At 37.3% G+C, this 12,511-nt stretch carries 11 protein-coding genes; 7 read left to right on the forward strand and 4 right to left on the reverse strand.

Translation table 11 applies throughout. From position 1 onward, the window contains the following. Nucleotides 1-3 precede the first annotated feature (3 nt). A complete protein-coding gene (locus tag NTHER_RS03170; protein WP_012447084.1) occupies nt 4-1,608 on the reverse strand; it encodes a spore germination protein in 1,605 nt (534 codons plus the stop codon). A 375-nt stretch (nt 1,609-1,983) separates the two neighbouring features. Between NTHER_RS03170 and NTHER_RS03175 the strand changes: the two genes are divergently transcribed. The 3 genes from NTHER_RS03175 to NTHER_RS03185 all read left to right on the forward strand — a co-directional run bounded on the left by NTHER_RS03175 (nt 1,984) and on the right by NTHER_RS03185 (nt 4,960). Beyond that, nucleotides 1,984-3,426 (forward strand): NAD(P)/FAD-dependent oxidoreductase, encoded by a 1,443-nt coding sequence (locus NTHER_RS03175; protein WP_012447085.1) that lies wholly within the window; start codon nt 1,984-1,986, stop codon nt 3,424-3,426. Nucleotides 3,427-3,570: 144 nt separating this feature from the next. Continuing rightward, nucleotides 3,571-4,173, forward strand: a complete 603-nt coding sequence (locus tag NTHER_RS03180) for a cysteine hydrolase family protein (protein ID WP_012447086.1) — start codon at nt 3,571-3,573, stop codon at nt 4,171-4,173. A 244-nt stretch (nt 4,174-4,417) separates the two neighbouring features. Further along, nucleotides 4,418-4,960 carry an ECF transporter S component gene (locus tag NTHER_RS03185; protein ID WP_012447087.1) on the forward strand — a complete coding sequence of 181 codons (543 nt, stop codon included), beginning with the start codon at nt 4,418-4,420 and terminating at the stop codon, nt 4,958-4,960. A gap of 72 nt (nt 4,961-5,032) precedes the next feature. Here NTHER_RS03185 and NTHER_RS03190 read toward each other — a convergent pair whose 3' ends face one another. Next, the gene (locus tag NTHER_RS03190; RefSeq protein ID WP_012447088.1) at nt 5,033-6,505 is read right to left on the reverse strand and encodes a BCCT family transporter; all 1,473 of its coding nucleotides are present in this window, start codon (nt 6,503-6,505) and stop codon (nt 5,033-5,035) included. Between the two features lie 24 nt (nt 6,506-6,529). Continuing rightward, entirely contained in the window at nt 6,530-7,381 is an 852-nt protein-coding gene (locus tag NTHER_RS03195) for a universal stress protein (protein WP_012447089.1), read from the reverse strand. A 136-nt stretch (nt 7,382-7,517) separates the two neighbouring features. Here NTHER_RS03195 and NTHER_RS03200 point away from each other — a divergent pair, with 136 nt between their 5' ends. The 4 genes from NTHER_RS03200 (at nt 7,518) to NTHER_RS03215 (ending at nt 12,246) form a co-directional block, all read left to right on the forward strand. Further along, entirely contained in the window at nt 7,518-9,701 is a 2,184-nt protein-coding gene (locus NTHER_RS03200) for a Tex family protein (RefSeq protein WP_012447090.1), read from the forward strand. Between the two features lie 69 nt (nt 9,702-9,770). Then, a complete protein-coding gene (locus tag NTHER_RS03205; protein ID WP_012447091.1) occupies nt 9,771-10,682 on the forward strand; it encodes a TIGR02452 family protein in 912 nt (303 codons plus the stop codon). A 56-nt stretch (nt 10,683-10,738) separates the two neighbouring features. Next, nucleotides 10,739-11,002, forward strand: coding sequence for a Smr/MutS family protein (locus NTHER_RS03210; RefSeq protein ID WP_012447092.1), 264 nt, complete (start codon nt 10,739-10,741; stop codon nt 11,000-11,002). A gap of 41 nt (nt 11,003-11,043) precedes the next feature. Continuing rightward, nucleotides 11,044-12,246: a M20 metallopeptidase family protein gene (locus NTHER_RS03215; protein ID WP_012447093.1), complete on the forward strand. Its 1,203-nt coding sequence runs from the start codon at nt 11,044-11,046 to the stop codon at nt 12,244-12,246. A 65-nt stretch (nt 12,247-12,311) separates the two neighbouring features. Here NTHER_RS03215 and NTHER_RS03220 read toward each other — a convergent pair whose 3' ends face one another. Then, a complete protein-coding gene (locus NTHER_RS03220) occupies nt 12,312-12,509 on the reverse strand; it encodes an FmdB family zinc ribbon protein (protein ID WP_012447094.1) in 198 nt (65 codons plus the stop codon). Nucleotides 12,510-12,511 lie beyond the last annotated feature (2 nt).

The raw sequence follows: 12,511 nt of genomic DNA on the forward strand, positions 1-12,511 counted from the left end.
CCCCTAACTATCCTTGCTATCACTATCATTTTCTACTTCAGGTTGTTCTTCATGATCTTGATCTTCACTTGTTTCTAAGCCTTGGGGTGGACTTGGAAATTGGGTTTTCTGTTTGGAAGGGTCTTTTCCACCTTCTAATTTAGGCCTTGTTTTTTGTAGTGGCCAGGGTACTCTTAAAATAGCATCTTTCCAATCAGACTTAATTAATGGTCCAACGGGGGCCATATAGGGATAACCAAAAGATCTAAGTGAACACAGATGTAGTCCCAGAAGTAAAAATACAAATTGAATTCCAAATAAACCAAAGGCAGAACCAAATAAGACTGCGATAAACCGGGTTATCCTACCGGCAATTGCCAGAGAATAAGCTGGAACTATAAAAGAAGAAATTGCCGTTAAAGCGACAACAACCACGACTGCAGGTGAAACCAGTCCAGCTCCAATGGCTGCATCCCCGAGAATTAGAGCGCCTACAATTCCTAAAGCAGGGCCAATCATGCCAGGCAGGCGAAGGCCTGCTTCACGTAAAAGTTCAAATAGAAATTCCATTAATAGTACTTCCATGGCGGCGGGGAAAGGAACTCCCTGTCGAGCGGCTGTTATCTGTAGCATTAAACTAGTAGGTAGAAGTTCAGGATGGAAATTAATCACTGCTACATAAGCTCCTGGAAAGAAAATTGAAAATAAAAAGCCTATATGTCTTCCAAGTCTTATTAGGGTACCTACTGGGAATTTTTCGTGATAATCATCTGGTGCTTGTAACAATTCTAAAAATTTGATGGGGACGATCATTACAAAAGGAGTGCCATCGGTAAAGATGGCTACTTTACCTTCTAGAATAGCTGACGACACTATATCTACTCGTTCCGTTCTATGAGTTAGAGGGAATAAAGTAAAAGGGGTATCTTCAATCATTTCTTCCACATATCCGCTTTCTAAAACTCCATCTAAATCAATATTTTCCAGGCGGTGTCTAACTTCATTTATTAGATCTTCATGGGCTAACCCCTTTAAGTAAGCAAAAGCAACTTCATTTCCCGCTTCTTGTCCTACTGTGACTTTTTCCATCCACAGATTTGGACTGCGTATCCGTCTCCTGACTAGCCCAGTATTCACTCTTAAAGATTCTATAAAACCTTCTCTAGGCCCTCTAATCGTTTTTTCTGCTTCAGGCTCTTCGATTCCTCGGGTTTCCCACTCCTTTGTGTCACAGAGTATAGCCTGTGAGACACCGTCTATCAAAATTGCCGTTTCACCGATTAAAATTTTATTAAAAATGTCGGCAAAATTATCAGTGGGCAACATATCTTCATTGCTAAGGATTTTACGGTGAGCAATATTAAAGGCTTCCTTGGGATTTTCAGGAGTCAGGTTTGCTTTGTGAAGTTCACTGGTAAGATCTCCAATAATTCTTTCAATAGCCCTGGGATCTTCCAGGCCTGACAGAAACACTGCAGCTCCTTGAATTTCTTTATGACCAATTACGAATTGCTTTATCTGCAAATCGTAACTGCTTCCTAAATATGATTTGATCTGATCTAAATTGGTATATATTTTTTTATCTAAAGTTTTTTCCTTAATAAACTGGGAGCGGTCCTCTAAGTTCATATCAGTACGCAGCCAGTGGTGGAGGACCTCACCATCGGAAGTTTGTTGTTTTTTTGTCTTAAGCTTAGTTTTTATTTTTTCAAGGACTGATTTAAAAATATTTATCCCTCACTTCTTCCCCTAAATTATTAGAATTTTAATATCCATCTGTTGGATTAGTAATTATGTAATTATAGTTTTTTTTAGTATTTTTCCTTATATAGCTATTATACTGTTAGTCAGGGAATCTTTAATCTTATCCTGATAGATTTACGGTTATTTTTTTATGATGTAAAATATAATTACAGTAAAATATAATTACAATTGATTTTTGTTGGTATTCTGTTATAATTAAACACTTGGGTGCTAGAATTTAATTAGGAGGGCTGAAAAACAGTGAAAAAATATGATGTGATTGTTGTAGGTGCAGGTCCTACTGGAATTTTTACCTGTTATGAACTCATTGAACAAAATCCATCATTAAATATTTTACTAGTGGAAAAAGGCCGCGATATTTATAGACGAAGTTGTCCGATTTTAGAAAATAAAGTTTCCAAGTGTCCACATGCCACTAAAAAACAAGATATAGCCAGCTGCTATCCAAACTGTTCTATTACAAATGGCTTTGGAGGTGCAGGTGCTTATTCAGATGGAAAGTTTAATATTACTACTGAATTTGGTGGTTGGCTCACTGATTACATGTCTCCCTCTCAGGTGTTAGAATTGATCAAATACGTTGATGAGATCAATGTCAGTCATGGGGCAAAATCTCAGGTATCAGATCCTACTACAAGTGAAGTTAAAAATATTGAAAAACGCGGGTTGGCCGCAGGTCTAAAATTACTCAGAGCAAAAGTTAAACATTTGGGAACAGAGCAGAATTTCCAAATACTAACTGATATTTTTGACAATTTGCAAACAAAGGTGGATATGGTTTTTGAAACCGAAGTAGCAGATTTTATTACTAAATCTAATAACCAACAAGACTCTAGCTCCTATGAAATCCACGGTTTACTGACAGAGGATAATGAAGAGTATTACGCCGATAAGATAGTAATAGCACCCGGAAGAGATGGTTCGGAATGGCTAACTAAAATATTGCAAAGATACGATCAAGAAGTGAGCAGTAATCAGGTGGATATAGGTGTTAGGGTGGAAACTTTAGATACAATTATGGAAGAGATTAATAAAAATCTTTATGAAGGCAAATTTCTCTACAGAACTTCTGTAGGTACAACAGTGAGAAGTTTCTGTAATAATCCCTCGGGACACGTGGTTATAGAAAATCATAGTGGTGTAATGTTGGCTAATGGACACGCTTACAAGGATAAAAATCGTGGGAGCAATAATACAAATTTTGCTTTATTAGTTTCTCATAAATTTTCATATCCCTTTAACAAACCTGTGGAATATGCCAAATCAATTTCTAAATTGGCTAATGATCTATCCGAAGGCAGTGTGTTGATTCAAAGTTATGGTGATGTTATGAAAGGGCGCCGTTCAACAGATAAAAGGATTGATGAATGCTTTATTGAACCCACTCTAAAGGAAGCGGTACCCGGGAATTTAGGTTTAGTACTACCCTATAGTACTATGATTAGTATCATCGAGATGATTGAAGCACTAGACGTAGTAACGCCAGGTATAGCATCAGATCACACTTTACTTTACGGTGTAGAAGCTAAGTTTTATTCTTCCAGGCCATTACTAAATAATAATTTTGAAACCGGGATAAAAAATCTCTACGTAGGTGGAGATGGAGCTGGAATCACACGTGGATTAGCCCAGGCCAGTGCCTGTGGAGTGGCAATTGCGAGAGATATTGTAAAAAGATTATAAAACTAACAGTTATCGAAGACGGCCTAAAACAGGCCGTCTTTTTTGTGAATTTAATCTTTTGAATTAAGGAGAAAAGAGTGATGTAATCATTTAACTTTTAAAACAATATAATGTTGATGAAATAAACTTTAAGGAGGAATGTTTATGGGTTCTCCAAGACACATTAATATCGAAGACTGTGCCTTGTTGATCGTCAACATGCAAAATGATTTTTTAGATAAAATCACTTCTTTTGAATGTCCTCGGTGCAGGGAGATTGTTCCTAATTTACAAAAGTTCAAGCATGATATGAAATTTTTTAGAGTTCCAGTTATCTATACAAAGGAACTGCATAGACCAGGAATGGTTGATTATGGGAAAGAGCTTAGTAAAGAAGGAGAAGAGCACTGTATAGAAGGAACAAAAGGGGCGGAGATAGTTTCAGAATTGACCCCTGATGAAGATGATCATGTGATTTTAAAACGTCGCCATAGTGGTTTCTATGCTACAGATCTGGAAATTTTACTAAGAGGCCTTAAGAAAAATACTATTATTTTGGCTGGAGTTCCTACTAATATTTGTTATTATGCTACTGCATTGGATGCTCATCAATTGAATTTTAATATAATTGCAGTTCCAGATTGTACTGCTCCTTCAAAAGGTGTAGATAAAGAACCTTTCCTCAGGAGTATAGAAAAAGTAGTGGGGGAAGTCATGTCTTCCCAAGAAATTAAAGAGAGATTTCACATGATGGTAGAAGAACCTTAATGATTCTAAGGGCTGAAGCTTGCTGATGTTAGCACAGTTTCAGCCCTTTTTTTTATTAAATTCGACGCTGTTATAAAATTAAAATTTTACTAGTTATCAACATTCAACTCTTTAATGCAGATCAAATCAAAATATTGATGAAAACTTTTGTTATATTTAAGTTTTTGATAAGATAAATACGATATAAATAGCTGTATTCATTGTTTACAAATTAAAATTTTGCATGTTAAAGGAGTTGAGTTCCATGAATCAAGGTCAAAGAATTAATGTAAGGCAATTAGTTTATATGGGATTGTTAGTGGGCATTGGAACATTATTGATGGTAACAGTTCAGATTCCCGTATTCACGGAATATTTAATGTATGACCCCAGTGATGTAGCTATGTTAATTGGAGGTTTTTGGTTTGGTCCCTTAGCTGGGATAGTAATGAGTTTTTTCAAAGCTCTCTTGTATCTATTTTCTAAAGGTTTGGCAGGGCCTATTGGAGCCATGGCCAATTTTTTTGCTACTGCTGCTTTTGTTGGTGTGGCTGCATTTATATATCAACGAGATAGAACATTTAGGGGTGCAGTTAAGGGAATGATTATGGGAACACTAGCCATGGTGATCCTGAGTGGTTTCACAAATTATTTTATTGCACTACCTCTGTGGGGAATTCCCCAAGAAGCATTACTTCCGACGATTTTAGCTGCTACAACTCCCTTCAATATTTTCCGTGGGACTGTAAACAGCATTTTGACTATTTTTGTTTATAAACGGGTCAAGAAACTGCTTCAGTCCTTATAAAAAGGTGTTGTTATACAGTTATTAACATTTAACTTTAATACAGTCTATAAAAAGTGCTGTATAGTTCGTTGACTAAACTTCTTCTTTCAAGGCTGACAATAGGTTATAGCATAACAAGACCATAATAATTGAAAAAGGTAGAGCTGCTGTTATTGACATTTGTTGTAGAGCTTGAATTCCACCTGTGAATAACAGGATAAGAGCTATCCCTGACTGGCTAGCTCCCCAGGTCATCTTTTTAGCTAGTGATGGATTGAGAGTACCATTTGAGCTTAAAATACCAAGGACGAAGGTTGCCGAGTCTGCACTAGTAATGAAAAACACAAATAGTAACAGGATAGTGACTGACGATAAAATACTTCCCAATGGGAAAGCTTCAAATAAGTGGAATAATGCCAGGGAAGCGTCCTGTTGAGCAATTTCCGCTATATGGATACCTTCGGTCAATTGTAGTTGAAAACCGGCTCCACCGAATACGCTGAACCATAAAAATGTCATCAGGGTTGGTACCAGCAACACTCCGTGGATAAATTCCTTAATAGTCCTACCTCTGGAAATTCTCGCTACAAATAAACCGACAAAAGGTGACCAGGAAATCCACCAGGCCCAATAGAAAAGAGTCCAGGATTCTATCCATTCATGTCCAGTAAAAGGGTTAGTATCAAGGCTCATCTCAAGTAAACGGTTAGTATATGTTCCGATGGTACTTGTAAATATGTTAAAGATATAAGAGGTGGGACCCATTATTAACATGAATACCATCAAAATTAAGGCAATAAACATATTTAATTTACTTAATGCTTGAATACCCTTGTCCAATCCTACTACACTGGAAATCATATATAAAATTGTAGCTATTATTACGATTATTAAAGTAATGTTAAAACCATCGGGTAATCCGTAGAGAAAGCTTAAACCACTATGAATTTGTGTAGCTCCCAATCCCAAGGAGGTGGCCACACCAAATATAGTTGCAACTACGGCTAAAATGTCAATCAAGTATCCCGGGAATTTGTATATGTTTTCTCCCAACATGGGATAGAAGCACGAACTGATTAGGGGAGGCATCCCTCTCCTAAAGGAAAAATAGGCAATTGACAGGCTCATAATAATGTAGATAGCCCATGGCTGTAATCCCCAGTGGAAAAAACTGTACCTCATGGCAAAGCCAGCAGCATCCCCAGAAGCTTCTGGAATATGGGCCGGGGGTTCAAGATAATGAACCAGAGGTTCACTTACACCCCAAAAAATTAACCCAATTCCCATTCCAGCTGCAAATAGCATACTAAACCAGCCAAAGTAACTATACTGAGGTTTTTCATGATCAGCTCCTAGTTTGATCTGCCCAAACCTACTAAATGAAAGGCCTATGGCAAAAACCAAAAAGAAAAAGGTGGCTAACATGTAAACCCAGCCAAAATATTCGAGAATGCCTTGGTAGGCCGTTTCCACATAGTATTCCAAGGCTGGTTGATTGAAAATACCCAAACCCAGAACTATTAATGTAATGGCCAGGGAAACTATAAATACTGTTTGCATTTTCATTCTGATCACCCCAATTTAAGTTATTTACGGAATAATTAAAACTGAAGACTGGGTTCCTTTTAAAACTCGTTCAGCAGTTGTACCCATGATAATTTCCCCAGGGCTTTTAACTTTCAGTTTACCTAGGATGATCAAATCTGCTTGAGTTTGTTTTGCTTCCTTGAGTATTTCTTTTGAGGGAATACCAATTCGGTCTCTAGTATTGATATCATGACAATAACACTGATAATCTTTCTTTAGTTCTTCAAGTTGTTGCTGGACATGTTCTCTTCTTTTGGACTCACTAAAGGGATCGCCAGCCCGCTTTCCAATGTGTAGATAAGTAACAGTAGATGCTAAATTGCCTAATTCCGTAAGAGAATAGCTAGTACGATCAGTATTGGGTCCAAAATCTATAGCTACTATAACTTGCCCAAATAGTCCCTTGTTATGATCGTTATTTTCCTTTTCAATTTCAGAATTTGATTCCTCAAACTTTATAATTGGTTGAGATTTATGGACAAATACTGGACGGTCAGACAGCCTAACCACATCTGATGCTGTACTTCCAATTAGTAATTGCCCTAAACGGTGACGCTGACTTGCCGGTAGATAAATAAATTCCGACTCTGATGTTTTAGCACTTTCTATTATTTTACTTCCGGCATGCCCTGATAAGATTTCCGAACTCACATTGAGAGAAGGAAACTTATCTGCCAGGATATTTTTATAAAGTTTTATTTTGTTTGATACCAGGGAATATTTTGTGAATCCCGAATCTATTACATGACATAAATGCACTGTATTTGTGGACAGTTTTGCCAAGAGACTTACCGAAGATAAAAACTCATCTTGCTGTTCTCGTAAAGTTAACGGCATCAAGGCTTTCTTAAACAAATGGTTCACCCCCATAATGTATAAAACATCTCAGTAATTTAATTTTATTAGAAAAACATACAGTTGAAAACAATAATCAACAATGTATAATAAAGTTATAATTTCAATTTATGTAAGTATAATCAGGAGGGATAATTTGGATCAAAAGATCTTAAAACAAGTTTCACAGGAAGAAAATTTTCCGGAATCAAAAGTAGCCAAAGCTATCAATCTCATAAAAGAAGCAGGTAATACAGTTCCTTTTGTTGCCAGGTATAGAAAAAATGAAACAGGCAATTTATCCGAGGATGAATTGAGATCTATTGTTGAAAGATGGGATTATCTCGTAAATTTACAGGATAGAAAAGCGGAGATAATTGCTACTCTTGAAAAAAGAGAAAAATTAACCCCGGAGTTAAAAGAAGCTATTCAAAAATCTGAAACAATGCAAGAATTAGAAGAACTTTATAAACCTTATAAGCAAAAAAAGAAAACCCGGGGTATGAAGGCCAAAGAAAAAGGTTTAGAACCTCTAGCTAACAAGCTTCGCCAAGGAGAACTTAAAACTGAAGCTGAAGCTGAATCTACAGCCAGTGATTTTATTGACGATGAACAAGGAGTTAATTCAACTGACGAGGCACTGCAGGGTGCTCAGGACATTATCGCAGAACAGATTTCAGAAACAGTGGATAATCGTCGAGATGTTAAAGAAATAGCAGCTCCAGAGACCTATCTTGAAACTCAACTAAAAGATCAGGCTCAAGATGAAAACAAGGTATATCAAGATTACTACGATTACAGGGAAAATTTGAAAAAGATGCCTTTACATAGAGCGATGGCAATTAATAGGGGCGAAAAAGAAGGAGTTTTAAAAGTCTCTCTTAGTTCTCCTGAAGAAAGAATAATTGATAAAGTAGCCCTTAGAGAACTGGTATCCCTGGAAAATGCCGGATTTTCGAGAGAATTGGTATTTGAAGCAGTTAAAGATGCCTGTAAAAGATTGATTATCCCATCTATTCAAAGAGAACTGAGGACTAGTAAAACAGAACAAGCGGAAGAGCATGCCATCAAAATCTTTTCTCAAAATTTGGAACGTCTATTAATGCAGCCCCCCATTAAAGGTAAAAATGTCATGGGAATTGATCCGGCTTATAAATCTGGTTGTAAAATTGCAGTGGTAGATTACAAAGGAGATATGCAGGAAGTAGATGTTATTTATCCTACACCTCCTTTTAACAAAACAGAACAGGCTGCAAAAAAGGTGATTTCTTTGCTAAATAAATATCAGGTAGAAATTATAGCTATAGGAAATGGAACTGCTTCCAGGGAAACCGAAGAATTTGTTTCCGAGACTATTGAGGATGTGGAACTATCCCTGGAGGTTCAGTATGCCATAGTGAGCGAAGATGGAGCCAGCGTATATTCGGCTTCCAAACTGGCAGCTGAAGAATTTCCAGAGCTAGATGTCCAGGAAAGAAGTGCTATTTCCATTGCCAGGCGAGTAATCGATCCCCTGGCGGAACTTGTTAAAATAGATCCCAAATCTATCGGAGTTGGTCAATATCAACATGATGTTCCCCAGAGCAAGTTAAAAGAGGCCGTTCAATTTGTTGTAGAAAAGGTTGTCAATCAAGTAGGTGTAGATGTAAACACTGCATCTGTCCATTTGCTTCGGTATATTTCAGGTCTTAACAAAAAAAGTGCTGAAAATATGGTAAATACCAGAAGTGAACTAGGAGGATTTGACAGCAGAGCCCAATTAACTGAAGTTAAAGGGTTAGGTGCCAAGACATTTGAGCAATGTGCTGGATTTTTGAGAATACTTGACGGCAGTAACCCGCTGGATAAAACCGCTATTCATCCCGAATCTTATCATATTGCCGAGGGAATAATTGCTCATCTGAACGAAGTTCCGGAAAATATAGGCTCTGAAGCTTTGAGAACGGGTGTAGATAGTTTATTGAACAATAAAAATCAAATTCAGTCTCTTTGTCAGGAATTTGATACCGACAAATATACTCTAGAGGATATCTTAACTGGTTTAAAGAAACCTTTATATGATCCCAGAGAAGAGTTTGACAAACCAAGGTTAAAAAAAGATGTTATGAAACTTGAAGATCTTAGTGAAGGAATGATCTTGGAAGGAGAAATTAGGAATGTAGTGGATTTTGGTGCCTTTGTAGACCTTGGCATCAAAGAAGACGGTTTGATCCACATATCTAATTTAAGTGAGAAATTTGTTAAACATCCCATGGAAATAGTGTCTGTTGGGGATGTGGTTCAAGTAGAAATAGTCAGTATTGATAAGGATAGAGGCAGAATAGGTTTGAAAAAAGTTTAAAAGGAGTTTAATTGTAGATAATTAAATATTGGCATTAGGAGCTGATTGAATTCAAGGAGGGATTTTATTGTGAGTAGACAATCTGATACCAGTCAGATAAGAGCACAAACTGCCAGGGAAACTTTGGAAATAATTGACAAAGGTGGCTATTACAATGATCATAAGGAATGGGTAGGCCTTGGCAGTTCAATTGATCACTGTGTAAAAAACACCCGATTATATAGTCCCGAGGATTTTTCCAAGATCAAAGATTATGCCAGTCAAAAATTGGCTAGTCGTAAATCGGCTTCTAATGCCTCTGAAATATCCCAGTTAAAAGACAGGGTGCTAGAAATAGCTCTTGAATCCACTTTAGCCGCTGCCAATCGTCTTCTTCAACTTGGCTATCATCCTGTTTGCCTTAACTTTGCTTCAGCTAAAAATCCTGGAGGTGGCTTTCTCAAAGGAAGTGGTGCCCAGGAGGAAAGCCTTTCTAGGGCTTCTGCTCTGTATGCCAGCATTTCACGTCAAAAGGAGTATTATCGGCAGAACAAACAGTACTCCTCTGCTTTGTATACCGATCATATGATTTACTCACCTCAGGTACCTGTTTTTCGGGATGACCAAGATAGGCTTTTAAAAAAACCTTATCAAGTTGCTTTTATTACGGCTCCGGCAGTAAATGCAGGAGTAGTCAGGTCAAAAGAGCCTGATAATATACATTTGATTGAAGAAACCATGGTTGAGCGAATACAGAAAATCATTTGTTTGGCAGTTTATCACGGTCATTCTGCCATAGTCTTAGGAGCCTTTGGTTGCGGAGTTTTCAAAAATGACCCTGAAAAGGTTGCTGAGTACTTTCATCGTTGTCTGTTTGATGTTGATGAAGTTGGTGAATTGGGATATTTGTTTGATAAAATTGTCTTTGCCATTTTAGCTCGTTCTAAAAACAGCCCGTACACAACTTTTAAAAGAAGTTTAATCGCTGATCAGGCTTATTAACAACTAAATATAACAGCGCCTCTATGAAAGTACTTTCTGGGTAGGAGGTGAAGGGGATGTCGCGCAGGAGTTTAAAACTTGACCTTCATCCTATCTACAATAAAGGTGATAAAATCAATGAAGCTCTTTACGGAGCTTTTGACGATGCTGAACAGAAAAAAGCCAAAGAGCTGGAGATAATTTGTGGTAAAGGTACTGGTCAGTTAAAAAAAAGAGTGCTTAGATTTTTAAACCAAAAAGATATTAGACAGCGATATCACAGAGTGAAGAAAGATCCTAAAAACTTTGGCAGGGTTTTTGTTTATTTTAAGTGGAAGTAGGAGAACTAAAATAAATAAAAGAGTGAAACTGAGGTGGTTTTTTGTTAAAAGAAATCACGGACAGTATCAAAGAGATCGAAAATTGGATAATTGATAAAAGGAGACAGTTACACAAATATCCTGAAAAGAGCGCCTGTGAAGTTAAAACTAAAGAAGTTCTAAAGTCTACTTTAGAAGATTTAGGGATTGAGGTAGTCGAAGGGTATTATACTACTGGTCTTACTGCTGTCATTAGAGGTAAATTAAGTGGTTCAAAGGATAAGACAATTGGCCTCAGATTTGACATGGATGCTTTGGAAATGGAAGAAAAAACGGAGTTGGATTTTAAATCACAAAATCCTGGTCTAATGCATGCTTGCGGTCACGATGGGCATATGGCTATGGGACTTGGCTGTGCCGTAGTTTTAAATAAGTTTAGAGATAAATTTGCTGGGAATATAAAATTAATTTTTCAACCTGCCGAGGAAGATGCATTAAACGGTGGTGGAGCTAGATACATGATTGAAGATGGTGTTTTGCATGATGAACCTGGAGTTGATGCCATGGTGGGAGTTCATATTTGGCCCACTTTAAATGTTGGTACGGCTGGGACTAGAGTAGGGCCCATCATGGCAGCATCAGATCCCTTTAAAATTAGAGTTAAAGGTAAAGGTGTGCACGCTTCTCTACCGCATATGGGTACCGATCCTATTCTAATTGCTTCTCAGATAGTAACTAATTTACAAAGTATTGTTAGTCGAAATATCGATCCCTTTGAACAGGCTGTTGTCTCTACAGGGACAATCCAAGGTGGGACGGCACATAATACAATTCCTGATGAAGTTGAAATAATGGGGACTGTGAGAACTTTTGACGATAATATCAGACAAGTAGTAAAGGAAAAGATGCAGGAAATAGTGACTAAAACTGCAGAATCCCTGGGCGGTCAAGGTGAGTTGGAGTATACTTTTGGTTATCCACCTACCGTAAATAACGAAAAAATGGTTTGTGTTGCGCAAAAAGCTATTAAGGCTGTTTTAGGAGACGAAAACTACATTCCGGTTCAGCGACCAGCTCCGGGTGGAGAAGACTTTGCTTACTTTGCCCGAGAGGTACCCTCAGCCTTTATTTGGCTAGGCTATAATCAGGAAAATGAGCAAATTTTTCCACCCCACAATCCATACTATAATTTTAATGAAGGTATATTAATCTGGGGAACGGAAATTTACTGTAACATAGCCTTAGAATGGCTCAGAAATAATTAAAGTCCCGCATTGTGCGGGACTTTAATTTAAATAATCAGCAGGGTAACTACCCCGAACCATTAACCTCAACCAAAGCCACTCTTAGATAGTTTGTTGAGATCTCTTAAACTTTTAACTACCTTTTTAGAAAAGCAATTTTCGTAGTTTTCTTTCAAATTTTTGGAGTTACAATTTGGACAGATAATTTCACTCTTTTTATCTGAGCTTGATAGTTTAGAAAATTTATGTTGGCAGTCTTGACATGTAAATTCATAATTAGGCATTG

Source organism: Natranaerobius thermophilus JW/NM-WN-LF (genome assembly GCF_000020005.1).
In the GTDB taxonomy this organism is placed as follows: domain Bacteria; phylum Bacillota; class Natranaerobiia; order Natranaerobiales; family Natranaerobiaceae; genus Natranaerobius; species Natranaerobius thermophilus.

Bases quoted from the DNA above. Each gene is read 5' to 3' on its own strand.
- NTHER_RS03170 (WP_012447084.1), bottom strand. From the start codon at position 1,608: ATGAACTTAGAGGACCGCTCCCAGTTTATTAAGGAAAAAACTTTAGAT.
- NTHER_RS03180 (WP_012447086.1), top strand. From the start codon at position 3,571: ATGGGTTCTCCAAGACACATTAATATCGAAGACTGTGCCTTGTTGATC.
- NTHER_RS03185 (WP_012447087.1), top strand. From the start codon at position 4,418: ATGAATCAAGGTCAAAGAATTAATGTAAGGCAATTAGTTTATATGGGA.
- NTHER_RS03190 (WP_012447088.1), bottom strand. From the start codon at position 6,505: ATGAAAATGCAAACAGTATTTATAGTTTCCCTGGCCATTACATTAATA.
- NTHER_RS03210 (WP_012447092.1), top strand. From the start codon at position 10,739: ATGTCGCGCAGGAGTTTAAAACTTGACCTTCATCCTATCTACAATAAA.
- NTHER_RS03220 (WP_012447094.1), bottom strand. From the start codon at position 12,509: ATGCCTAATTATGAATTTACATGTCAAGACTGCCAACATAAATTTTCT.